This is a genomic window from Pseudomonas sp. KCJK9058 (assembly GCF_046230975.1).
Taxonomy (GTDB): Bacteria; Pseudomonadota; Gammaproteobacteria; order Pseudomonadales; family Pseudomonadaceae; genus Aquipseudomonas; species Aquipseudomonas alloputida.
In genome coordinates this window covers 88,724-110,054 of the sequence record NZ_JBJJLR010000015.1, presented here as the reverse complement: position 1 = coordinate 110,054, position 21,331 = coordinate 88,724, and the positions used below count along the sequence as shown (strand labels likewise).

21 protein-coding genes and 4 pseudogenes are annotated in these 21,331 nt (G+C 62.2%); 11 read left to right on the top strand and 14 right to left on the bottom strand.

The annotated features are described in order from the left end of the window. Positions 1 to 215: 215 nt before the first annotated feature. Positions 216 to 332 (bottom strand): annotated as a pseudogene (locus tag ACK59Z_RS11260) (IS5/IS1182 family transposase); the annotation flags it as partial. A 174-nt stretch (positions 333 to 506) separates the two neighbouring features. Between ACK59Z_RS11260 and ACK59Z_RS11255 the strand changes: the two are divergent. Beyond that, positions 507 to 1,124 carry a LysE family translocator gene (locus ACK59Z_RS11255; protein WP_108190588.1) on the top strand — a complete coding sequence of 206 codons (618 nt, stop codon included), beginning with the start codon at positions 507 to 509 and terminating at the stop codon, positions 1,122 to 1,124. Between the two features lie 45 nt (positions 1,125 to 1,169). Here the strand turns inward: ACK59Z_RS11255 and ACK59Z_RS11250 are convergent, their stop codons facing one another. The 3 genes and pseudogenes from ACK59Z_RS11250 to ACK59Z_RS11240 form a co-directional block, all read right to left on the bottom strand. Next, entirely contained in the window at positions 1,170 to 1,478 is a 309-nt protein-coding gene (locus ACK59Z_RS11250; protein ID WP_012053142.1) for a chorismate mutase, read from the bottom strand. Between the two features lie 83 nt (positions 1,479 to 1,561). Next, positions 1,562 to 1,727, bottom strand: a pseudogene (locus ACK59Z_RS11245) (site-specific integrase); the annotation flags it as partial. A 4-nt stretch (positions 1,728 to 1,731) separates the two neighbouring features. After that, positions 1,732 to 1,869 (bottom strand): annotated as a pseudogene (locus tag ACK59Z_RS11240) (site-specific integrase); the annotation flags it as partial. 97 nt (positions 1,870 to 1,966) lie between these two features. Between ACK59Z_RS11240 and dusA the strand changes: the two are divergent. The 3 genes and pseudogenes from dusA to ACK59Z_RS11225 form a co-directional block, all read left to right on the top strand. After that, positions 1,967 to 2,977 carry a tRNA dihydrouridine(20/20a) synthase DusA gene (gene dusA, locus ACK59Z_RS11235; protein ID WP_409293000.1) on the top strand — a complete coding sequence of 337 codons (1,011 nt, stop codon included), beginning with the start codon at positions 1,967 to 1,969 and terminating at the stop codon, positions 2,975 to 2,977. Positions 2,978 to 3,133: 156 nt separating this feature from the next. Beyond that, positions 3,134 to 4,060 (top strand): transaldolase, encoded by a 927-nt coding sequence (tal, locus tag ACK59Z_RS11230; protein WP_108190590.1) that lies wholly within the window; start codon positions 3,134 to 3,136, stop codon positions 4,058 to 4,060. 179 nt (positions 4,061 to 4,239) lie between these two features. Continuing rightward, a pseudogene (locus ACK59Z_RS11225) lies at positions 4,240 to 6,033 on the top strand (alkaline phosphatase D family protein); the annotation flags it as partial. Between the two features lie 8 nt (positions 6,034 to 6,041). On the opposite strand, the gene rssC reads toward ACK59Z_RS11225, so the two are convergent. Then, entirely contained in the window at positions 6,042 to 6,524 is a 483-nt protein-coding gene (gene rssC, locus ACK59Z_RS11220; RefSeq protein ID WP_003248823.1) for an anti-sigma factor antagonist RssC, read from the bottom strand. Continuing rightward, the gene (rssB, locus tag ACK59Z_RS11215; protein ID WP_003248822.1) at positions 6,521 to 7,702 is read right to left on the bottom strand and encodes a two-component system response regulator RssB; all 1,182 of its coding nucleotides are present in this window, start codon (positions 7,700 to 7,702) and stop codon (positions 6,521 to 6,523) included. The genes rssC and rssB overlap by 4 nt, the downstream gene beginning before the upstream one ends. 270 nt (positions 7,703 to 7,972) lie before the next feature. On the opposite strand from rssB, the gene ACK59Z_RS11210 reads away from it, so the two are divergent. Then, positions 7,973 to 8,272: a PilZ domain-containing protein gene (locus tag ACK59Z_RS11210; RefSeq protein WP_003248821.1), complete on the top strand. Its 300-nt coding sequence runs from the start codon at positions 7,973 to 7,975 to the stop codon at positions 8,270 to 8,272. 34 nt (positions 8,273 to 8,306) lie between these two features. On the opposite strand, the gene ACK59Z_RS11205 is transcribed toward ACK59Z_RS11210, so the two are convergent. After that, entirely contained in the window at positions 8,307 to 9,014 is a 708-nt protein-coding gene (locus ACK59Z_RS11205; RefSeq protein ID WP_003248818.1) for a VacJ family lipoprotein, read from the bottom strand. Positions 9,015 to 9,215: 201 nt separating this feature from the next. Between ACK59Z_RS11205 and ACK59Z_RS11200 the strand changes: the two genes are divergently transcribed. Together ACK59Z_RS11200 and ACK59Z_RS11195 are read left to right on the top strand one after the other, a co-directional pair. Then, positions 9,216 to 9,779, top strand: a complete 564-nt coding sequence (locus ACK59Z_RS11200) for a hypothetical protein (protein ID WP_012053149.1) — start codon at positions 9,216 to 9,218, stop codon at positions 9,777 to 9,779. A 122-nt stretch (positions 9,780 to 9,901) separates the two neighbouring features. After that, positions 9,902 to 10,165: a DUF4404 family protein gene (locus tag ACK59Z_RS11195; RefSeq protein ID WP_003248815.1), complete on the top strand. Its 264-nt coding sequence runs from the start codon at positions 9,902 to 9,904 to the stop codon at positions 10,163 to 10,165. A gap of 32 nt (positions 10,166 to 10,197) precedes the next feature. On the opposite strand, the gene queF is transcribed toward ACK59Z_RS11195, so the two are convergent. Together queF and ACK59Z_RS11185 are read right to left on the bottom strand one after the other, a co-directional pair. Continuing rightward, positions 10,198 to 11,028: an NADPH-dependent 7-cyano-7-deazaguanine reductase QueF gene (gene queF / locus ACK59Z_RS11190; protein WP_012053150.1), complete on the bottom strand. Its 831-nt coding sequence runs from the start codon at positions 11,026 to 11,028 to the stop codon at positions 10,198 to 10,200. A 68-nt stretch (positions 11,029 to 11,096) separates the two neighbouring features. Continuing rightward, positions 11,097 to 11,624, bottom strand: coding sequence for a plastocyanin/azurin family copper-binding protein (locus tag ACK59Z_RS11185; protein ID WP_108190592.1), 528 nt, complete (start codon positions 11,622 to 11,624; stop codon positions 11,097 to 11,099). Between the two features lie 201 nt (positions 11,625 to 11,825). Between ACK59Z_RS11185 and cinR the strand changes: the two genes are divergently transcribed. Together cinR and cinS are read left to right on the top strand one after the other, a co-directional pair. Next, a complete protein-coding gene (gene cinR / locus ACK59Z_RS11180; RefSeq protein ID WP_003248810.1) occupies positions 11,826 to 12,506 on the top strand; it encodes a two-component system response regulator CinR in 681 nt (226 codons plus the stop codon). Next, entirely contained in the window at positions 12,503 to 13,855 is a 1,353-nt protein-coding gene (cinS, locus tag ACK59Z_RS11175) for a two-component system sensor histidine kinase CinS (RefSeq protein ID WP_108190593.1), read from the top strand. The genes cinR and cinS overlap by 4 nt, the downstream gene beginning before the upstream one ends. 39 nt (positions 13,856 to 13,894) lie before the next feature. Here cinS and ACK59Z_RS11170 read toward each other — a convergent pair whose 3' ends face one another. The 3 genes from ACK59Z_RS11170 to ACK59Z_RS11160 are packed head-to-tail and all read right to left on the bottom strand — an operon-like array spanning position 13,895 to position 17,138. Then, positions 13,895 to 15,136, bottom strand: a complete 1,242-nt coding sequence (locus ACK59Z_RS11170; RefSeq protein ID WP_003248806.1) for a lipoprotein-releasing ABC transporter permease subunit — start codon at positions 15,134 to 15,136, stop codon at positions 13,895 to 13,897. 60 nt (positions 15,137 to 15,196) lie between these two features. Beyond that, positions 15,197 to 15,880, bottom strand: a complete 684-nt coding sequence (gene lolD / locus ACK59Z_RS11165; RefSeq protein WP_014753922.1) for a lipoprotein-releasing ABC transporter ATP-binding protein LolD — start codon at positions 15,878 to 15,880, stop codon at positions 15,197 to 15,199. A gap of 7 nt (positions 15,881 to 15,887) precedes the next feature. Then, positions 15,888 to 17,138: a lipoprotein-releasing ABC transporter permease subunit gene (locus tag ACK59Z_RS11160; RefSeq protein WP_003248802.1), complete on the bottom strand. Its 1,251-nt coding sequence runs from the start codon at positions 17,136 to 17,138 to the stop codon at positions 15,888 to 15,890. Positions 17,139 to 17,231: 93 nt separating this feature from the next. Between ACK59Z_RS11160 and ACK59Z_RS11155 the strand changes: the two genes are divergently transcribed. Together ACK59Z_RS11155 and ACK59Z_RS11150 are read left to right on the top strand one after the other, a co-directional pair. Further along, the gene (locus tag ACK59Z_RS11155; protein WP_003248801.1) at positions 17,232 to 17,816 is read left to right on the top strand and encodes a PilZ domain-containing protein; all 585 of its coding nucleotides are present in this window, start codon (positions 17,232 to 17,234) and stop codon (positions 17,814 to 17,816) included. 31 nt (positions 17,817 to 17,847) lie between these two features. After that, entirely contained in the window at positions 17,848 to 18,564 is a 717-nt protein-coding gene (locus ACK59Z_RS11150) for a glycerophosphodiester phosphodiesterase (RefSeq protein WP_004576988.1), read from the top strand. A 48-nt stretch (positions 18,565 to 18,612) separates the two neighbouring features. On the opposite strand, the gene sthA is transcribed toward ACK59Z_RS11150, so the two are convergent. Then, complete coding sequence (gene sthA / locus ACK59Z_RS11145) at positions 18,613 to 20,007, bottom strand: Si-specific NAD(P)(+) transhydrogenase (protein WP_003248797.1); 1,395 nt, start codon at positions 20,005 to 20,007, stop codon at positions 18,613 to 18,615. 204 nt (positions 20,008 to 20,211) lie between these two features. Then, a complete protein-coding gene (locus ACK59Z_RS11140) occupies positions 20,212 to 21,210 on the bottom strand; it encodes an FAD:protein FMN transferase (RefSeq protein WP_012053154.1) in 999 nt (332 codons plus the stop codon). Positions 21,211 to 21,331 lie beyond the last annotated feature (121 nt).

Below are 21,331 nucleotides of genomic sequence, written 5' to 3'. Positions count from 1 at the left end.
AAGCAAAGACAGCAACCAAAGGTTTTTTCATTTTTGTTCGGCTCCGGAGGCGCGAGTGGGTAGCTAAAGTGCGGGTTGGACCTGACACAGACACCAAAGTTCTCGCATTCCGACAGACTGCCAGGGAAACGCCGATCACGTTTTCCCGAGCGCGTAATGAGCAACATCTCGACCGCGCCAGCCTATTTTTCGGCCGATAGCGCAGCGTTCAACAACTACCGGCGCCCCATCCACAGGTCCGACAGCGCAAACAACGTGGTCCGTTGTGCAGTGTTCTTGACCAAGCCACGAAAGCGAGCCTTCACATAACCGAACTGGCGCTTGAGCGGACGACTGTGTCAGCACAGGTAGTCTGCCCCGTCCTGACGTGTTCGGAGAATCCTCGGCCAACCAAGCAGGGCCGAGCCCGCCAGTGCTAACAGCCCTTGAGGTTCCGCCTTGCTATTGGCGTACCCCGCCTTCAGGATGGATGCTTCATCAGGCTTAAGGAGAGAGCCGTGTTTCCCATGAACGTATGGTTCGCCTATACCGCCGCCTGCGTGCTGTTGGTGCTGGCACCGGGCCCTGACAACGTGTTGGCCATTGGCCGCGGTCTCAGCCAGGGTAAAGTCGCAGCGGCCGTATCCGGCATGGCGTCAGGTGCAGGCATTTTGTTTCACGTTGCAGCCGCTTCGTTAGGCTTGACCCTACTGATGCAAACCTCGGTGCTCGCATTTTGGGTGATCAAGCTCATGGGTGCCGGCTATCTGCTCTGGCTAGGGATCAAGGTTCTGCGCGCTCGTAACCTCATAAGCTTTCAGCCGGCCTCCAGGCAATCGCTGTCCAGCATTTTTCTGACCGGTCTGCTTTCGGCTGCGCTCAACCCCAAGCCAGGTTTGTTCGTGCTGGCGTTCATTCCCCAGTTCGTCGACCCCGCACGCGGGTCGGTCAGCGTGCAGATGATGGTTTACGGCGTGTGGTTCGCTGCACTCACTGCATTGGGGTTTGCCTTGATGGGCATTTTCGCCACGGGACTGTCTCGCTACCTGTACCGGCGGCCACGGCTGGTGAATGGGCTGAACGTGGGCGCAGGCCTCACCTTCGTCGCGTCTGGCGTCTCGATTGCGGCGTTGAGCCAGAGATAGCAAGCAGGAGAAAGCGGCGGGGCTGAGTATGAGCCCCGCGTTTCATCACGATGCTGAAGCCTCATCGGCCAGCTTCGCATGGGTGTTGAGCTCCTCGGCGATGAAGGCCGAAATCATCGCCCGATAGACTTGCTCCACCACCTCAGCCGAGGCACCGGTTTCGTCAGCCATCTCACGAACCTTCTTGATCACTTGCTCGACCCGAGCGGGTGCACGCACATCATCGGTGGTTTTCTTGAAACCCGCTGCTTGCGTCACGAGCCTTCCACGTTTGGCGAGAAGCGAAACGAGGCTGCGGTCGATTTCATCGATCCGTTGACGGACTTCGTCCAGAGAGGTGCAAGGTACATCCATTTGCTTGACTTCCTTTTCATGAGCCTGCGATTGATTGGAGCAGGCTGTCGTGGGTGATCGGGGCGTGCAGTGTAGCTTCTATGTTAGGTTCGCTTCACGCTCCTCAGAGGGGTGTAACGCCGTAGCGAGTGGCCCGTCACGATGACCGGAAACACTGCATGCACGCGGGATATCTCACTCCTTATCGAACAACCAGCTCACGCCTACGTGGCGCATGTCGTGAAAATGAAGATCCTCCACGCCAACCATCTGTCGCCCAGGCTTGGGCAGCTTGCTGGCGGGCGAATGTCTGGGACCTTTGGTAGACTAGGACACCCTTTTTCTTGAGGCGGATCTGGACGGTATAGCTAACCGTTCCATCGGCCTTTTTCCTTGCTCTGATCGTTGCCATGATTTCCGGTGGTACGAGTGTGTTTGGCGGCGGTAGCCCGCACCACTGTCAAACCCAACACGCCCCCGGAAAATGGTACATAAATGCGTAGCCCAGAATGCTCCTAGAAAACGCTTCAAAGCCACAAACCACGCGCCCTGAGCCGTCACGCCGCTTCAGCGTTGCCCCCATGATGGACTGGACCGACAGACATTGCCGGTTCTTCCTACGCCTGCTCTCCCGGCAAACCCTGCTCTACACCGAAATGGTCACCACCGGCGCCCTGCTGCACAACGACGCTCACCGTTTCCTGCGCCACGATGCTTCTGAGCACCCGCTGGCCCTGCAACTGGGCGGCAGTGTGCCGGCCGACCTGGCCGCGTGTGCGCGCCTGGCTGAAGAAGCGGGCTACGATGAGGTCAACCTCAACGTTGGCTGCCCGAGCGACCGGGTGCAGAACAACATGATCGGCGCGTGCCTGATGGCTCACCCGGCGCTGGTGGCCGACTGCGTGAAGGCCATGCGAGATGCCGTATCGACACCTGTCACGGTGAAGCACCGCATTGGTATCAACGGCCGTGACAGCTACGCCGAACTGAGCGACTTCGTCGGCCAGGTGCGTGAGGCCGGCTGCCGGAGTTTTACCGTGCATGCACGCATCGCGATTCTGGAAGGGCTGTCGCCGAAAGAAAACCGCGAGATCCCGCCGCTGCGCTATGACATCGCAGCGCAGTTGAAGAAGGACTTCCCGGACCTGGAAATCGTGCTCAACGGCGGGATCAAGACCCTGGACGAATGCCAGGCACACCTTGAAACCTTCGATGGCGTGATGCTGGGGCGCGAGGCGTATCACAACCCTTATCTGCTGGCCGAGGTGGACCAGCAACTGTTTGGCAGCGATGCGCCGGTGGTCAGCCGTAGCGAGGCATTGGCGCAACTGCGGCCTTACATCGTGGCGCATATGGAAAGTGGCGGTGCGATGCACCACGTTACCCGGCATATTCTGGGGCTGGCCCAAGGATTCAAAGGGGCGCGGCGCTTCCGCCAGTTGCTGTCGGCAGACATTCACAAGGCGGCTGAACCCTTGGCGGTGTTTGACCAGGCCGTGGAGTTGTTGCAGGGGCGGTGACCTCAGAGGGAGGGAACCTCGGGCTTGCTTGCGACTCGAATCTTCACCTTTCGTACAGCCCTGTGCGGGCCAGCGGGTCCGCAGGGTTTCGGCGGCCCTTGAGCGGCTGTCGGGGCTCGGGTAATGTCGAGTAAATGCACAGGACAGAGCACGCCCATGACCTCCAAGCTGGAACAACTCAAGCAGTTCACCACCGTGGTCGCCGACACCGGGGACCTGGACGCCATCACCCGCCTGAAGCCGGTCGATGCCACCACCAACCCGTCGCTGCTGCTCAAGGCTGCTGCCATCCCGGGCTACGCCGATCTGCTCAAGCAGGTGAAGGCCGACGCCAAGGGTAATGTCGACCTGGCCTGCGACAAGTTTGCGGTGGCGGTAGGCTCAGGCATTCTCAAGGTTATCCCGGGGCGTATCTCCACCGAGGTGGATGCACGCCTGTCGTTCGATGAGCCAGCCCTGCTGAACAAGGCCCGTCAGCTGATCGCCCTGTACGAGGCGGCCGGAGTGGCAAAAGAGCGTGTGCTGATCAAGCTGGCCTCCACCTGGGAAGGCATTCGCGCCGCCGAGAAGCTGGAGAAGGAAGGCATTCAGACCAACCTGACCCTGCTGTTCTCCTTCGCCCAGGCCCAGGCTTGCGCCGATGCCGGGGTGTTTTTGATTTCGCCGTTCGTGGGCCGTATCTACGACTGGTACAAGAAGAGCACCGGCCAGGAATACGTGGGCGCCGAGGACCCAGGCGTGCAGTCGGTCACGCGCATCTACAACTACTACAAGGCCAATGGTTACAACACTGTGGTCATGGGCGCCAGCTTCCGCAATATCGGCCAGATCGAACAACTGGCCGGCTGTGACCGCCTGACCATCAGCCCCGAGCTGCTGCAGCAGCTGAGTGATGACCAGGGTGAATTGCCGCAGGTGCTGAAACCGGGCAACGCCGGTGAAGCCAAGCAGCACCTGAACGAAAGCCAGTTCCGCTGGGCGATGAACGAAGACGCCATGGGCACCGAGAAACTGGCCGAAGGTATCCGCCAGTTTGCGCGGGACCAGGAAAAGCTGGAGAAGTTGATGGCTGAAAAGGCCTGATACAGTTCGGGTTTGCCTGACGGGCGGGAAGTGTTCAGTATTTTTCGCCCGTTTTGTTTGCCACGCCTTAGTTGTGTATTGAATTCTCGGGCCTGTTCGCGGGCAAGCCCGCTCCTACACTGATCGATGTAAGGGCGGGCTTGCCCGCGAACAGGCCGCCATAGCCACCCGAGCTGTCGATGACCTCCCCTAACCCGTTGCCCCTCGTTCTCGCCGGCCCGGTACTGCGCCGCCTGGAACCCCAGCGTCTGGCCGTCTGGCTGGTCACTACCCAACCACTGCAGCCCGCGTTCGTCTGCCTGGCAAGCGAGGCCCACGTCGATTGCCAGGTGGTGCCGATTGGCCAGCATGCCTACGTTCACCTGCTGGACATCCAATTCGCCAGCCCCCTGCCCTGCAACCAGCTGCTCGACTACGACCTGCTGATCAACGGCCAGGGTATCGCCGACTGGGCGCCGCACCTGCTCTACCCGGGCGCCCAGCGCCCAAACCTGGTGCTGCGTGAGCGCCTCGACCAGTTGCTGCACGGCTCCTGCCGCAAGCCGCACCACCCTGCTGCCGACGGCCTGCTGTGCGCCGACCGGCTGCTGCAGGGGTGCAAGAAGCCCGAAGACCGCCCCGCCGTGCTGGTGATGACGGGCGACCAGGTTTACGCAGACGATGTCGCTGGCCCCATGCTGCGTGCCATCCATAGCCTGATCTCGCGCCTGGGCTTGTTCGACGAGCAACTGGAGGGTGCGGTGGTAGCCGACAGCCAGGCGCTGTACCAGCACCCGGCCAGCTACTACCACCGCGCCGACCTGCTGCCGGCGCTGGAACGCAACGACACCCTGCGCGAGCGTTTTTTCGGCGGCAAGCGCAAGCCGATCTTCTCGTCCAGCAACGCCGACAACCACCTGGTGACCTTCGCCGAGGTCATGGCCATGTACCTGTTGGTGTGGTCGCCGGTGCCCTGGCAGCTGGTGGACCTGAGCATCCCCAGCGGGCTCAGCGACGAGCATCAAGCCCGATACCGGCAAGAGCTGCCGCTGATCCAGGGGTTTGCCGACAATCTCGGTCAGGTGGCGCGGGTGATGGCTCACCTGCCCTGTCTGATGATCTTCGACGACCACGACATCACCGACGACTGGAACCTCTCGGCGCAGTGGGAGGAAACGGCCTATGGCCACCCATTCTCGCGAAGGATCATTGGCAACGCCTTGCTCGGCTACCTGCTGTGCCAGGCCTGGGGCAACAACCCGGACGGTTGCAATCCGCTGATCGAACAGTGCCAGGTGCTGACCCGCCAGAACCAGGATGAGCTGATTGGCGAGCTGCTGCGCTTCCAGGGTTGGCAGTTCAGCCTGCCGACAGAACCACCGCTGCTGGTACTGGATACCCGCACCCGCCGCTGGCGCAGTGAAAATAACCTGGCCAAGCCGTCCGGCCTGCTGGACTGGGAAGCGCTGAGTGAATTGCAGCAAGCACTGCTCGATCATCCTTCGGCGGTCATCGTGTCGCCTGCGCCGATTTTCGGGGTGAAGCTGATCGAGACGGTGCAGAAGGTGTTCAGCTGGCTGGGCTACCCGCTGCTGGTGGATGCCGAGAACTGGATGGCCCACCGCGGTGCAGCGCAGGTCATCCTCAATATCTTCCGCCACTCGCGCACGCCGGGGCACTACGTGGTGCTGTCGGGAGATGTGCATTACTCGTTCGTGTATGAGGTGCTGATTCGCCACCGCCAGCGCAGCCCGCACTTGTGGCAGGTGACCAGCAGCGGAATCAAGAACGAGTTCCCCCGGCGTTTGCTGGATGTGCTCGACCGGCTCAACCGCTGGTTGTATGCGCCGCGCTCGCCGCTCAACTGGTTTACCAAGCGCCGAGAAATGGAGGTGGTGCCGCGTACGCCCAGCCACAGCAAGGCCGGGGAACGTCTGTGGAATGGTGCCGGGCTGGGACAGGTGTTTTTTGATGAACAGGGGCGGCCGGCACAGGCCAGAGATCAGCCCCGCTCCAGCGCATTGACCAGATCATGGAAGGCTTCGCGGTTGGAGTCATTCAGGCCCATGAGGATCTTGTGCGCCTCCAGCACCTTGGAGCGCACCACCTCTTCATTCTGGTCCTGCGACGGCAAGTCAGTCAGGCAATCGGTGCAGGGTATCGGCCGATCGACAATGTTGAACACCTGATCGAAGCCCATAGACTGCAATAGCCGTGAAATGTCCGGATTGGTAGTCACCACCGTCGGCAGCAGGCCCACCTTCTGCCGCGACAGGATCGACAGCTTCGCCAGCAGGCCCAGCGTGGTGCTGTCGATACTCTCGGTTTCAGTCAGGTCGATGACAATCGCCGAGAAGTTCAGCGCAGTGAAAATCTTCTCGATCGTCGCATCCAGCGCCGAACACAGGGTCAGGCGCACTTCACCAACGAATTTCAGTACGAAGGTACCGCTCTGCTCGGCGAACTGAATTCTACCGGTACTCATTGAAGGTTCCTGCTCAACACCAATAGGGCGATATCATCCGGCATCTCCCCAAGCGTAGCCAATCCAAATCGTTGACGCAGCCCATCCAGACTGCCACCTGCTGCCTTGACGATCTCCGGCAAGGCGGCTTCTTTATCTTTGAGCGTATCACCCGGCAAAAGGTCCAGAATGCCATCGGACATCAGGCTGAGGCTGAACTGCGGGGGCAGCTCCACCACCAGGTCCTGGTAGGTGGCCTCATCGAACAACCCCACCGGCAGGCCGCGGCCTTCCAGGTAGCGGCAATGCTCGGGGGTGTACAGTACCGGCAACGGCAAATGGCCGCCGACAGCGTAGGTCAGCAGGCCGGACTCTTCGTCGATCACCCCGCCGACCATGGTGACGTGCTTGCCCAGCTTGCTGTTGATCAGGCCGCGGTTGATGTGGCTGAGCACTTCAGACGGCTTGAACTCACGCATCCTGCTGCGTTTGAGCTCGAACATGAGGCGCGTGGTCATGAATTTCAACAGCACGGTGACAAAGGCCGACGACGCCCCATGCCCGGATACATCGGCGAGGTAGAAAGCAATGCGCCGCTCGTCCACGCGGAAATAATCGACAAAATCACCCGATAGGTACAACGACGGGATGATCTGGTGCTCGAAGGCGAACTCGCCGGCCACCCAGGGGCTTTCCGGCAACATGTTCATCTGCACCTGGCGACCGGCGGTCTGGTCCTCCTGCAACAGGTGCAGGCTAGCCTCCAGTTCGCGGTTGGCGGCTTCGAGCTTGTCGCGGTAGCGCTGGTTTTCCAGCACAAGGCGCGAGCGGTCGAGGGCGCGGCGCACCGAATGCTCGAGTACGGCCAGGTCTTCCAGCGGCTTGATGAGGTAGTCGGCGGCGCCCAGGCGCAACGCTTCCACCGCATCACTCATGACGCCGGCACCGGACACCACGATCACCGGCAACTGCGGCGCACGCTCGCTGACCTGACGGATCAGTTCGAGGCCGCCCATCTGCGGCATGCGCAGATCGCAGATCACGAGGTCGGGCTGGTGTTCTTCGAAGACCTGAAGCCCCTGCTGGCCATTACTGGCCTGAAGGACGCTGAAACCACTGTCTTCAAGGTAGGCGGCGAGGCTGGCACGGACCACGTCGTCGTCATCGATGATCAGCAGCGTTGCACTGGTTTTCTGCATGTGGGCGAACGGCGCCGATTTAGGTTGGTGCAGCGGTGTCGGCAAGGCAGACGGCCAGCTACGGGAATTCTTTATGGTCACACTCTACTTGAGTTGTAGGACAAGAACACCTGCCCGGCAACTGTCAGAGGTACCTTGTAAGGCGCAGACGGTACTCCCATCCGGCAGGGGTTTCAAGCATGCTGGGGTCGACCTCGCCGCTCTTTACAGGGCAAATCACCGGGAGTTATAAGAAAGTCGACCAGCGCAACCCGAAGGGAAGGATGCAGCATGCCCCACACGCCCTCCAGCCATAGCGAAAAACGCGACTTCATTCGCATGCGCATCGACACCGAGGTCAGCCTTTTGCACGAAGGCCAGGTCATTGCGGCGGTGTGCCTGGACCTGTCCAGCGGCGGCATGCAGGTGCAGGCGCCGCAGCGCTTTCTGGTGGGTGATCTGATCGAGGTACGGATCGACTCCGACCATCCGGCGCTGAAGGGGCTGCATGCCAGCACCGAGGTGGTATGGATTGCCGACCAGCCGGGCGGGCAGCAGAAGTTCGGGCTGCGGATCCTGGCCATGCATTGATCCTGAGGCCGCTTTGCGGCCCCAGGTTCACAGATCAGAAGTCGTCTTCGACCTCGCCATCCTTCACCTTGAACTCGCGGTTTTGCAGGTAGGCATTACGAATGAAGATGTACTTGTCACCCTGAATCAGCTTTTCGGCCGAGAGCAGGCTGGCGCGGGTGTCGATCACGTCCAGCGCAAAGATCGAGTTGCGCGTAGGCACGTGGTCGATATAGCGATAGGGTTTGGTATAGGTGTCCGGGTACTTGGCCACACCGTCACGCACGGTGCTTGGGCCCAGCAGCGGGATGACCACATACGGCCCGCTCGGCACACCCCAGTAGCCCAGGGTCTGGCCAAAGTCCTCGTCGTTGCGCTGCAGGCCCATCTTGGTACCCACATCGAAGAAGCCACCCAGGCCGAAGGTGGTGTTGACGATCAACCGCGCCGTATCCACGCCCGCCGCATGCGGCTTGAGCTGCAGCACGTCGTTGGCCAGATTGGTCACGTCCCCCAGGTTGCGAAAGATGTTGTGGATGCCATCTTCGAGGAACTGTGGAGTGACCGCTTGGTAGCCCTTGGCCAATGGTTTGAGGGCATAGGTGTCGAGGGTATCGTTGAAGCGGAAGATCGGGCGGTTGACCGCTTCCCAGGGATCTTCCTCGGTGGCGGCCTGGGTGGCTGCCACGGGCGCCAGCAGCATGCTGGCACAGACACAGGCCTGGGTGACTCGTTCGATCACACTGGCACCGATCCTACGCATAGATGTTTCTCCATCGAATTTCTCGGCCGCAAGCGCAACAGGTGGCGCTGCTGTTAAGGCGGCAGTATAGAGACTTGCGGGCTGATAAACAGCCTTACACATTTTTGCTGAATATTTTGTGAACAACTGTTGCGCAGCGGCCGATGTCACAAGACGGTAACAATCAACGCATAGCCTTCGAACCATTTGGGGGAAGTTGCCATGGACACTGCGCCCGCCTTCACTGCTGTGCTGTTCGGCTTGCGCGGCTGCCTGGTGCAGGCTACCCATGGCGCGCCATCACCCGCCCCCGGCGCCCTGGCCACGCTTGCCAGCCTGCGTCAGCGCCAAGTGCCATGCATCTGGCTGGATGACCTCAATACCGCGCAAAGCGAGCGCCTGGCCCATGTGCTGCCCGACTGGCTGCCAGGGCATGCGGTCAATGGCGTGCGCTGGCCAGCGCCGAACGCTTGCTGGCAGGCACTGATGGCGCTGGACAGCGAGCGCCTGGATGGCTGCGTATTGGTCAGCGGCGACCCCCGCCTGCTGCAGTCTGGCCTTAACGCCGGCTTGTGGACGGTAGGCCTGGCCGCCTGCAGCCCGTTATGCGACCGCACTTCTGCACAATGGCAAGCCATGAGCCCGCAAGAGCAGGATCTGGCGCGCAGCAAGGCGACACTGGCGCTGTTCAGCCTGGGCGTGCACTCGGTGATCGACCATCTGGAAGCGCTGGACACCTGCCTGGTGGACATCGCCCAGCGCCGGCGCAAGGGTGAAAAACCCTGATACAGCAGCCTTGACGCGGATCATGCAAATCGCCAGCAGGTAGATTACCCTGAAGACAGGCCAGAACCTTTGCCACGCCGCTGAGGTCCATGGCTTGCCAAGCCATTGATGGAGAATAGCCAATGCCTGCCCGCGAATTGCAAGAGCGCCTGAACAGCTTGCGCGAGCAACTGGACCGCAACGTACCGCTTTCGGAAGAAGAGCTGGCCGCCCTGCACGAAGAGGCGCGCCAGATCGAGGCGCAACTGAAACTTGAGGAAGCCACGCCAGACAACAACCTGGTGGACGGCGTGAACCTGGCGATCGAGCGCTTCGAGGCCGACCACCCCGACCTCACTGCCACCCTGCGCAGCATTGCCAACTCACTGCACAGCATGGGGATCTGAAATAGCGGGGGCCGCTAAGCGGCCCCCCTGTATTACTGCCGTACCAGGCGTTTGTTATCCGGGCTGATAGCCCCGGTGCTACGATACGGGTTGATGTCCAGCCCACCCCGGCGCACATAACGTGCATAGACCGTCAGGTGCTCCGGCTGCAGCAGATTCTTCAAGTCCAGGTAAATCCGCTCCACACACTGCTCATGGAAGTCGGCATGCTGGCGGAAGCTGATCAGGTAGGTCAGCAGGCTGGCATGGTCCAGCGCCCTGCCCTTGTACTCAACCACCACGCTGCCCCAATCCGGCTGGCCGGTGACCGGGCAGTTGGACTTCAGCAGATGGCTATGCAGGGTTTCTTCCACCACCCGCGCCGGGTCGCAGCGCAACAGCTCTGGCTGCGGCTGCTCATAGTTGCTGATGGCCACATCCAGTGCATCGATGCACTGCCCCGGTAACGCCACCACACCCTGGGCTTCAACCTCGGCCAAGGTGCGCACCTTCACCCCCACCGGCTTGCCGGCAGCGGCGGACAGGTCTTTTTCCAGGCATGCCTGCAACGCGTCCAGCGAGGCGAACACCGTCTGGTTCAGCGAGTTGAGGTACAGCTTGAATGACTTGGACTCGATGATGTTTGGCGAGTCCGCCGGGATGGCGAACTCGCCGATCGCCACCACCGGCTTGCCCGAAGGCAGCAGCCAGCTCAGCTCGAAGCAGTTCCAGTAATCCACCCCCTGCCAGGGCAAGGTCTGTGCAGTGACGCCCAGCTCGGCCCACTTGGCAGTACGCGGGATCGGGAACAACTGCTCCGGGGAGTAGGTGGCGATGTATTCGCTGGACTTGCCCAGCGGGGAATGTTCGGCAGCGGGATGCATGGAAACTGACCTAGAGGTTCGAAAATGCCCCTAGTCTACCGGTTTTGCACACCGCCTTGCAGGGCCAGTCACTCAATGGTCAATGTCCCGACCATACCCGCCTGGTAATGCCCCGGCACGTTGCAGGCAAACTCGATGGGCGCGGATTGGCGGAAGGTCCAGGTCAGTTCGGCGCGCTGGCCGGGCATGACCATCACAGTGTTGCCACTCCCGTGACCATGGCCGTCACCATGGTCCATCATTTGGCCGTGGTTCATCATCTTGCCGTGATCCATGCCTTCGTGGTTCATCGCCTCGGTGAACATCTTGCCTTGCATGGCGACCATTTCCTTCTGGTGTTCGGCATGCATGGCCTTGTCGCCCAGGTTGAATTCGTGCGGCAGCTTGCCCTCGTTGACCAGCACGAAGCGCACCGTCTCGCCGGCTTTTACCTGCAGGCTTTTTGGCTCGAAGGCGATGTCCTTGAGCACCACGTTGACCGTGCGGGTGGCCTGGGCCGCCGGGGCAGGCTCGCCAAAGGCGAAGCTCTGCGCCTGGCCAGCGAAAGCCGGCAGGCTGCCCAGGATAAGGGTGGCGGCAATGAACAGGTGTTTCATGATGACTCCGGGATTACACAATCGGGATTAAGCCACATTAGCCGGGGGCAACTGGCAGTTACCTGACAGGCACATTACAACTTTGTCAGCTTGGGCGGGCCGGCACATCGTCACGTATCATTTCACCCATCCCATTGCCCCTGTGCTAGCAGTAAAGCGACGCCATAGGCTACGCACAATCTTTCAGAATATGGACAGTGCATGAAACTGCTGATCGTCGAAGACCAGGCCCGCACCGGCCAGTACCTGAGCCAAGGCCTGAGCGAGGCCGGCTTTGCCACCGAATTGGCTACCGATGGCGAGACCGGCCAGTTCCTCGCCCTGACCGGCGACCACGACCTGCTGATCCTCGACGTGATGCTGCCTGGCCGCGACGGCTGGCAGATTCTTCAGGCCGTGCGCCAGGCAGGCCTGGATACGCCAGTGCTGTTCCTGACCGCCCGCGACGCCGTCGAGGATCGCGTGCATGGCCTGGAACTGGGCGCCGACGACTACCTGGTCAAGCCGTTCGCCTTTTCCGAACTGCTGGCCCGGGTACGCAGCCTGCTGCGCCGTGGCACCAGCCCGAGCCAGGACACGACCCTGAGCCTGGCCGACCTGCGCCTGGACCTGATCCGCCGCCGCGCCGAGCGCGCCGGGCTGCGCATCGACCTGACCGCCAAGGAGTTCTCACTCCTTGAGCTGCTGCTGCGCCGCCAGGGTGAGGTGCTGCCAAAATCGCTGATCGCCTCGCAGGTGTGGGACATGAACTTCGACAGCGACACCAATGTGATCGAAGTGGCCATCCGCCGCCTGCGCCTGAAAATCGACGACCCGCACCCCAACAAGCTGATCCACACCGTACGGGGCATGGGTTACGTACTCGAAGAGCGCGCCGAGTGATGCGCCGGATTTCCCTCGGCAGCCGCCTGGCCCTGCTGTTCGCCGCCTGCACGGCCACCGTCTCGCTAGGCGCCGGCCTGCTATTCAGCCGGGCCAGCGAGCAGCACTTCGTCGAACTTGACCAACAACTGCTGGACTCGCGCCTGTCCTTGTTTCGTACGCAACTGGCTGATGTCAGCACGGCTGATGAGCTCCAGGCCCGCCTGCCTGCCCTGCGCGATGAACTGAGTCACCAGGCCGACCTGGCCTTGCGTATCAGCGCCAGCAATGGCGCCACCTGGTTCGAAAGCCGCAGCGGGCTGCCGCAAGCAGCGCTGGCCACCGGGCTGGCCACCCTGCATGCGCAAGGCATCGACTACCGCAGCCTGTCCGTGCCCCTGAAACAGGGCGCCATGCAGTCGCCGCGACTGACCCTGTACCTCGACATCACCCACCACCAGCACTTCCTGCAGGGCATGCAACGGCTGATCTGGCTGACGGTCGGCCTGTCGGCGCTAACCACCGCACTACTGGGTGCCTGGGCCGCCCGCAGCGGCCTGCGCCCATTGCGGCAGATGGGCCAGGTGGCCGCCAGCGTGTCAGCGCGTTCGCTCACCACCCGTCTGCCGGTGGCGCAGATGCCCGAAGAGTTGGCCGAGCTGGCCAGCAGCATGAACGCGATGCTGCAGCGCCTGGACGATGCCTTCCAGCGCCTGTCAGCGTTCTCGGCCGATATCGCCCACGAGTTGCGTACGCCGCTGTCCAACCTGCTGACCCACACCCAGGTCACCCTCACCCGCCCACGCAGCCTCGAAGAATACCGAGAGGCGCTGCATGGCAACCTGGAAGAACTGCAATGGATGGCGCAGATGATCAACGACATGCTGTTTCTGGCCAAGGCCGACCACGGCCTTCTGGTACCGGGGCACGCGCCTTTGGCGCTGCATGACGAGGTGGATGCACTGCTGGAGTACTACGCGCCTCTGGCAGAAGACAGCGACGTGCAGATGCTGCGCGAGGGTGAAGCCGTACTGCACGGTGACCGGCATATGCTGCGCCGGGCGCTGTCCAACCTGCTGGACAACGCCATGCGTTTTACCCCGGCAGGAGGACAGATCAAGGTAACCCTGGGGCCGGGGCCGACGATCAACGTGGCCAATACCGGGCTGGCTATCGACCCGGCGGCGCTACCGCGGCTTTTCGACCGTTTCTACCGGGTGGACCCGGCGCGGCGGGAAGGCAGCAGCGAGCATGCGGGGCTGGGCCTGGCGATTACCCGGTCGATCGTGCAGGCCCATGGCGGGTGCATACGGGCGGAGTGCGAGGGTGGGTGGACCCGATTCGTGATCGAGTTCGCTCAAGATCGGTAACCTTGGGGCGCTTTACGCCCCCAGGATCTCAGGCAAACATCAAACCGCCAGGCCAATCGCCGGCTGCACCTGCGACGCCCGGTAAGCCGGGTAAAGGGTCGCCAGGAAACTCATCACCAGGCCGGCGGTGCAGATGATCGCCACATCCCCCCACTGCAACTGCGACGGCAAGCTGCTGACGAAGTACACATCCGACGTAAAGATGTGCTGCCCGCTCACCCGCTCCAGCCAGCCGACGATCTGGCTGACATTGAACGCCGCAATCACGCCCAGTACGCCACCAATCAGCGTGCCGACAATGCCGATCAGGCTGCCCTGGACCATGAACGTGCCCATGATCTGCGCCGGCGTGGCGCCCAAGGTACGCAGGATGGCAATGTCCGGCCCCTTGTCGTTCACCACCATCACCAGGGTGGCGATGATATTGAACGCCGCTACCGCGATGATCATCATCAGCAACAGGCCGATCATGGTCTTTTCCATCTTCATGGCGCTGAACAGGCTGCCCTGGGTATGCGACCAGTCATCAGCCCGGTAGGCGTCCCCAAGCCCGGCAGCAATCGCCTTGGCCACCTGCGGAGCGGCATACAGGTCGTGCAGCTTAAGGCGCACACCTTGCACCTGGCCCGGCGCCCAGCGCTGCATCTCAGCTGCATCAGCAACATGGATATAGGCCTGCGACCCATCCAGCTCGGCGCCGACCTTGAAGATGCCGACCACGGTGAGGCGCTGCATGCGCGGGGTGATGCCACCCGGTTCCTTGCTGATTTCCGGCACGATCAAGGTCAGCTTGTCGCCGGTGTTCAGGCGGAAGCGGCGTGCGGTCAGCTCGCCGATGACCACACCGAACTCACCGGGCTGCAAGCCCTGCAGGCGGCCCTGGACGATGTGCTGGCCAACGATGGAAACCTTGCCCTCCTCGGCCGGGTCGATACCACCCACCTGGATCGGCTGCATGGCGCCCTTGTACGACAGCATGCCTTCCATCTCGGTAATCGGCGCCACAGCCATCACCGCCGGATTCTTCATGGCGGCGTCGGCCACCTTGTGCCAATCGTCCAGCGGCTGCACGCCCAGGATGGCGGCATGCGGCACCAGGCCGAGAATGCGCGAGCTCATTTCGCGCTGGAAGCCGTTCATCACCGACAGCACCACGATCATCGCCAGCACGCCAAGCGACAGGCCGATCATCGAAGTCATCGAAATGAACGAGATGAAATGGTTGCGACGCTTGGCTCGGGTGTAGCGCGCGCCGATAAAGATGGGCAAGGGTCTGAACATGTACGAAATCACCCAATGGAAACAGGAAAACGGGGCAGCACCTGCCACCCCGGCAGTCGATCAGATGGCCACCAGGTGGCCATCGTCGAGCTTCAGCACACGGTCCATCTGCCGCGCCAGGTTGAGGTCGTGGGTGACCACCAGGAATGCCGTGCGCGAAGCGCTGGACAGCTCCTGCATCAGCTCCTGGATGCCTTGGGCGGTGTGGTGGTCGAGGTTACCGGTCGGCTCGTCGAGCATCACCAGGCCGGGGCGGTTGACCAGCGCCCGGGCAATCGCCACACGCTGGCGCTCGCCGCCGGAAAGCTCGGCCGGCTTGTGGTTCAAGCGGTGGCCCAGGCCTACCCGCTTGAGCAGCGCCTCGGCACGCTCCCGGGCCTCGGGGATGGGCGTTCGACCGATCAGCAGCGGCATGCACACGTTCTCGATGGCGGTGAATTCCGGCAGCAGGTGGTGGAACTGGTAGACAAAGCCCAACTCGCGGTTGCGTAGCAGGCCACGGGCACGCTCGCCCAGTGCCGACAGCTCTTCGCCAGCCAGCCACACGCTACCCTGGGTCGGCCGGTCGAGGCCGCCCAGCAGGTTGAGCAAGGTACTCTTGCCCGAGCCGGAACTGCCAACGATGGCCACCCGCTCACCGGCCTGCAGCTCCAGGTTGAGCCCGGACAGCACCTGCACCGACTCCGGGCCCTCGTCGTAGGACTTGCCCAGGTTGCGGCAACTCAGAACGGCTTTATCACTCATGCGCGACTCACTCATAACGTAGCGCCTCTGCAGGCTGGGTGCGGGCCGCACGCCAGGCCGGATACAGGGTGGCGAAGAAACTCAGGACCAGTGCCGCACCGCAGACCATGTACACGTCCTGGGCCAGGATCTGCGACGGCAGGTAATCGATGAAGTACACGTCGGCGTTGAGGAACTTGTGGCCGATCAGTGTCTCGATGCCGGCGATCGCCGCGCTCACGTTCAGGGCCGCGAAGATCCCGACGACGGCGCCGATCAGGGTACCGATCACCCCGATCACCGTGCCCTGGACCATGAAGATGAGCATGATCTGCCCGGGCGTGGCGCCCAGGGTGCGCAGGATGGCGATGTCGCCGCGCTTGTCGTTGACCACCATCACCAGGGTGGAAATGATGTTGAACGCCGCCACCGCCACGATCAGCAGCAACAGCAGGCCGATCATGGCCTTTTCCATACGGATCGCCTGGTACAGGTTGCCGTGGGTACGGGTCCAGTCACGGCTATAGAACTCCTGCTCGCCCAGCTGCTGGGCGATGCTCCAGGCTACGCGCGGCGCCTGGAACAGGTCGTCGAACTTCAGGCGCAGGCCCTGGACCTGGTCGGGCTTCCAGCGGTGCAGGCGGGACAGGTCACTGATGTTGGTCAGGCCCAGGTAGCCGTCGATCTCCCCCGCGCCAACGTGGAAGGTGCCGACCACGGTGAAGCGCTTCATGCGCGGGAACATGCCAGCGGGGGTCACGCTGACCTCGGGGGCGACGAAGGTGAGCTTGTCGCCGATGGCAACGCCCAGCTTGGCCGCCGCCTTGTCGCCGATCATGATGCCCCACTCGCCCGGCGCCAACTGGTCCAGGCGGCCTTGCAGGACGAAGTTGTCGATGATCGACACCTCGCGCTCGCGAGCAGGGTCGATGCCGTTGAGCAGCACCTTCTGCACCTTGCCATCATGGGTCAGCAGGCCCTGCATCTGGGTGAACGGTGCAACCGCCACCACCTGCGGATTCTGCTTTACTTGTTGGGCAAGGGCCTGCCAGTCGGCAATGGGCTGGCCGCTCTCCAGCGTGGCATGGGGAATCATCCCCAACACGCGGGTGCGCATCTCGTGGTCGAAACCGTTCATCACCGACAGCACCACGATCATTACCACCACGCCCAGGGCGAGGCCGATCATCGAGGTCAGGGAAATGAACGAGACGAAGTGATTGCGACGTTTGGCACGGGTATAACGCGTGCCGATGAATGCGAAAAGAGGTCTGAACATGTCGGGGCTTGTTCGGATGAAAGGGAACGTCCTTGTGGCGAGGCGCCTACGGCGGCTTTACACTCGGACCACCGCCGCTACCTTGGGTTCGCCATGACGACATTAGACGAAGAAGATCGCCGCGAATACTACCGCATCGAAGATCGGATCGCACTTCAAATAAGCCCCCTTAGCGCGGCCGAAGCCCTTGAACCAGATGTGTTGCAAGATGATTCGCCGTTGTTCAACCTGCTCAGCGAGCTGCACCTGTCCGACTTCGAGTCGCAACACCTATTGCGCCAGCTAAGCGACAAGGACCGCACCCTCGCCGCGTTCCTGCGGGCACAGAACAAGCGTCTCGACTTGCTCAGCGCGGTGGTTGCACAAACCCTGCTTGGCGAGGTCGGCGAGCCGCTGCCGGTGGTCATTTCCGAAGGCGGCATCGAATCCGCCCAAGCCACACAGATTGCCCCCGGCACCCGGGTGAAAGTGAAAATGGTGCTGATGCCGCGCGCCCATGGCCTGCTGCTGCGCGGCAAGATCACCCATTGCGACCCTCGCCCGGAGGGCGGCTTCGAAGTCGGCACCGAGTTCATCGACATGACCGATGCCCAACGACAACTGCTGGCGCGTTACATCCTGCAGCGCCAGCAACAGCAACGGCGCCAGCAGCTGGAACTGAACGACCCCGCCTCCTGAGCCAATTTCTCCCTGATTTGAAGGAACGAACGTGACCCTGATCTACGGCCATCGCGGCGCCAAGGGCGAAGCACCCGAGAACACCCTGAAGAGCTTTCAGCAATGCCTGTCCCATGGCGTGACCCGCTGCGAGCTTGACCTGCACTTGTCATCCGACAACGAACTGATGGTCATCCACGACCCCACCCTCAAGCGCACCACGGGCCGGCGCGGCAAAGTGGTCGAGCACCCGGCCGCCGAACTGGTCAAGATCGATGCCCGCAAAGGCGGCCCGGGCCATGTGCAGCCCTGCCCCATCCCGAAACTGGAAGAGCTGTTCGAAAAATGCCCGTTCGAACACTGGCAACTGGAGGTGAAAAGCGCCTCGCGCACCCGCGCGGCCACCACCGTCCTGGCGATCCGTGAACTGGCCCAGCAATATGGCCTGCTGGACAAGGTGACCATCACCTCCAGCTCACGCGAAGTACTGGGCGCCGCCCAGGAACTGGTGCCAGATGTGAAGCGCGGGCTGGTGGCCGAATACGCCTGGCTCGACCCGCTGAAGGTGGCACAGAACTACGGCTGCGAACTGCTGGCATTGAACTGGACGCTGTGCACCCCCGAGCGCCTGCTCAAAGCACAGGGCCAGGGTTTGCATGTGTCCGTGTGGACGGTCAACGAGCCGGCACTGATGCGCCGGCTTGCTGACTTTGGTGTGGACAGCCTGATTACAGACTTTCCCGGTTTGGCCAAGACCACCCTCGGGTAGGGTTGAAATCGGTCTCTCCGACCGGCTCAGGCCACCGGTCGGAGCCGCTCAAAAAAGCCGGTTCAGGCCGTCATAGGCAGCTACCCGATAGGCTTCGGCCATGGTCGGGTAGTTGAACGTGGTGTTGACGAAGTACTTCAGGTTGTTCTGCTCACCCGGCTGGTTCATGATCGCCTGGCCAATGTGGACGATCTCCGAAGCCTGGTAGCCGAAGCAATGCACGCCGAGGATTTCCAGGGTTTCGCGGTGGAACAGGATCTTCAGCATGCCCTGCGGCTCGCCGGCGATCTGCGCACGCGCCATGCTCTTGAAGAAGGCCTTGCCCACTTCGTACGGCACCTTGGCCTGGGTCAGCTCCTGCTCGTTCTTGCCGATCGAGCTGATCTCGGGAATGGTGTAGATACCCGTCGGCACGTCGTTGACGAAGCGCCAGCTGCCGTTATCGACAATGCTGCCAGCGGCCGACCGGCCCTGGTCATGGGCGGCACTGGCCAGGCTTGGCCAGCCGATCACGTCGCCGGCACCGTAGATGTTCGGCACGGTGGTGCGGTAGGCCTCGTCGACCTCGATCTGACCGCGGCTGTTCACCTTGATGCCGATATTTTCCAGGCCCAGCTTGTCGGTGTTGCCGGTACGGCCGTTGCACCACAGCAACGCGTCGGCCTTGATCTTCTTGCCCGACTTGAGGTGCAGGATCACCCCGTTGTCCAGGCCTTCGACACGCTCGTACTCTTCGTTGTGGCGCACGGTGATGTTGTTGTTGCTGAAGTGGTAGCTCAGCGCCTGGGAAATTTCCGAGTCGAGGAAGCTCAGCAGCTGGCCACGGTTGTCGACCAGCTCGACCAATACGCCCAGGCCACTGAAGATCGAAGCGTATTCGCAACCGATCACGCCGGCACCGTACACGATCAGCTTGCGAGGGGTATGGCTGAGGCTGAGGATGGTGTCGCTGTCGTACACGCGCGGGTGGTGGAAGTCGATGTCGGCCGGACGGTAGGGGCGCGAGCCGGTCGCGATGATGATGTGCTTGGCGTTGAGCTTCTCGACCACGCCGTTCGGGCACACCACTTCCACGGTTTGCTCGTCGGCAAAGCTGCCGGTGCCGAAGAACACGTCGACGCGGTTACGGGCATAGTAGCCGGTGCGCGATGCCACCTGCTTGGCGATGACCTTCTCGGCGCTTTTCAGCACGTCCGGGAACGAGAACCAGCGCGGCTCACCGATGGCACGAAACATCGGGTTGGTGTTGAACTGCATGATCTGCCGCACCGAGTGACGCAGTGCCTTGGACGGAATGGTACCCAAGTGGGTGCAGTTGCCACCGACCTGGCGACGGTCATCGACCATCGCTACCTTGCGCCCTGCTTTGGCGGCATTCATTGCCGCGCCTTCACCGGCCGGGCCGGAACCCAGCACCACTACGTCGTAGTTGTAGACAGCCATGCGTACTCCTTCAGAACTGGCCCGCAAGCCACGGTCGCTCGCGGGGCACGATCATGCCGCCGGGGCGCCATGAGAAAATTCGGGTGCAGTCTAATCAACCCTGAACGCCGCGCACATTAACCCTTGGTCGCGTCGTAGGCCAATTTTGCCCGCACTACATATGCTTCACCCATTCCGTGGCGGCAATCATCCCTGCTTGTGCTTTCACTGGCCTTTCACTGCCCGTTCGAACGCGGGCGTAGCTCGGGAGACGAAGCCTCCCTCTGCTCGAGTCACCAAAACCGCAGCCAAGTCATGCGCCACGGCAAAATCCCAGCCTTGCTGTGGGCCCAGGATGAGTAGCAGCGTCGAATAGCCATCGGCCAGCAGTGCTGAGGCGTCCAGCACCGTAACGGCAGCCAGGTCATGTTCGACCGGGCGCCCGAGGCGGGCATCGAAGGTGTGCGAATAGCGCCGGCCATTCTGCTCGAAATAGTGCCGATAGTCACCCGAGGTTGATACTGAAAGGCTATTGACCGGGATGATCTGGCGGGCGATTTGACGGTCTTCGCGGGGCAGTTCCAGGGCAATACGCCAAGGGCTGCCGTCAGGCTTGCGGCCAACCGCCTTCAGCTCGCCAGTGGCCTCGGCGACAAAACTGCTGACACCCATGGCCTGCAGGCGCGCAGCGATCAAGTCGACAGCATGGCCGGCGACGATGCTGTTGAAGTCGAGCTGCACCGGGGCATCCTTGCACAGGGCTCGACCTTTGACGCGCAAGTGCTGGTAACCCACGCGCTGGCGTACCTGGGCCAGTGCCTGTGGTTCGGGCACCTGCTGGTGACGGGCCTGAGGGCCGAAGCCCCACAAGTCGAGCAATGGCTCTACCGTGAGGTCGAAGGCGCCATCGCTCTGCTCGGCAAGGTGCTGGCCCAGGCTGACCAACGCGAGCATGTCAGGCGGCAGGGCCAGGCACTGGCCGGCAGGTAAGCGGTTGAACTGGCTTACGATGGAATCGCCGCGGTAGGTCGAGTAGTGGTGGTCGATGTCGTGCAGGATGGTTTCCACCGCCCTCTGCACCTGGGCCGGCTCCGGGCCACCAGGCTCGCGGACGTACTGGATGCTGTAGCTGCTGCCCATGGTCGGGCCACCCAGGCGCTCCAGGGTGGGGCCCTGGTTGCAGGCGGTGAGGAGCAGCAGTATGAACAGTAGAGCTGTGCGCACAGTAGGGTTTCTCGGTTGCCAGTGCTGGCCTCTTCGCGGGTAAACCCGCTCCTACAGGGGCAGCGATAATCCTGTAGGAGCGGGTTTACCCGCGAAAGGGCCGACACTGACAACACACATT

Bases quoted from the DNA above. Each gene is read 5' to 3' on its own strand.
- ACK59Z_RS11200 (WP_012053149.1), top strand. From the start codon at position 9,216: ATGGACACTGCGCCCGCCTTCACTGCTGTGCTGTTCGGCTTGCGCGGC.
- cinR (WP_003248810.1), top strand. From the start codon at position 11,826: ATGAAACTGCTGATCGTCGAAGACCAGGCCCGCACCGGCCAGTACCTG.
- dusA (WP_409293000.1), top strand. From the start codon at position 1,967: ATGCTCCTAGAAAACGCTTCAAAGCCACAAACCACGCGCCCTGAGCCG.
- ACK59Z_RS11185 (WP_108190592.1), bottom strand. From the start codon at position 11,624: ATGAAACACCTGTTCATTGCCGCCACCCTTATCCTGGGCAGCCTGCCG.
- ACK59Z_RS11255 (WP_108190588.1), top strand. From the start codon at position 507: ATGAACGTATGGTTCGCCTATACCGCCGCCTGCGTGCTGTTGGTGCTG.
- queF (WP_012053150.1), bottom strand. From the start codon at position 11,028: ATGCATCCCGCTGCCGAACATTCCCCGCTGGGCAAGTCCAGCGAATAC.
- ACK59Z_RS11250 (WP_012053142.1), bottom strand. From the start codon at position 1,478: ATGGATGTACCTTGCACCTCTCTGGACGAAGTCCGTCAACGGATCGAT.
- ACK59Z_RS11170 (WP_003248806.1), bottom strand. From the start codon at position 15,136: ATGTTCAGACCCTTGCCCATCTTTATCGGCGCGCGCTACACCCGAGCC.
- ACK59Z_RS11210 (WP_003248821.1), top strand. From the start codon at position 7,973: ATGCCCCACACGCCCTCCAGCCATAGCGAAAAACGCGACTTCATTCGC.
- sthA (WP_003248797.1), bottom strand. From the start codon at position 20,007: ATGGCTGTCTACAACTACGACGTAGTGGTGCTGGGTTCCGGCCCGGCC.
- rssC (WP_003248823.1), bottom strand. From the start codon at position 6,524: ATGAGTACCGGTAGAATTCAGTTCGCCGAGCAGAGCGGTACCTTCGTA.
- ACK59Z_RS11160 (WP_003248802.1), bottom strand. From the start codon at position 17,138: ATGTTCAGACCTCTTTTCGCATTCATCGGCACGCGTTATACCCGTGCC.
- lolD (WP_014753922.1), bottom strand. From the start codon at position 15,880: ATGAGTGATAAAGCCGTTCTGAGTTGCCGCAACCTGGGCAAGTCCTAC.
- rssB (WP_003248822.1), bottom strand. From the start codon at position 7,702: ATGCAGAAAACCAGTGCAACGCTGCTGATCATCGATGACGACGACGTG.
- tal (WP_108190590.1), top strand. From the start codon at position 3,134: ATGACCTCCAAGCTGGAACAACTCAAGCAGTTCACCACCGTGGTCGCC.
- ACK59Z_RS11205 (WP_003248818.1), bottom strand. From the start codon at position 9,014: ATGCGTAGGATCGGTGCCAGTGTGATCGAACGAGTCACCCAGGCCTGT.
- ACK59Z_RS11195 (WP_003248815.1), top strand. From the start codon at position 9,902: ATGCCTGCCCGCGAATTGCAAGAGCGCCTGAACAGCTTGCGCGAGCAA.
- ACK59Z_RS11155 (WP_003248801.1), top strand. From the start codon at position 17,232: ATGACGACATTAGACGAAGAAGATCGCCGCGAATACTACCGCATCGAA.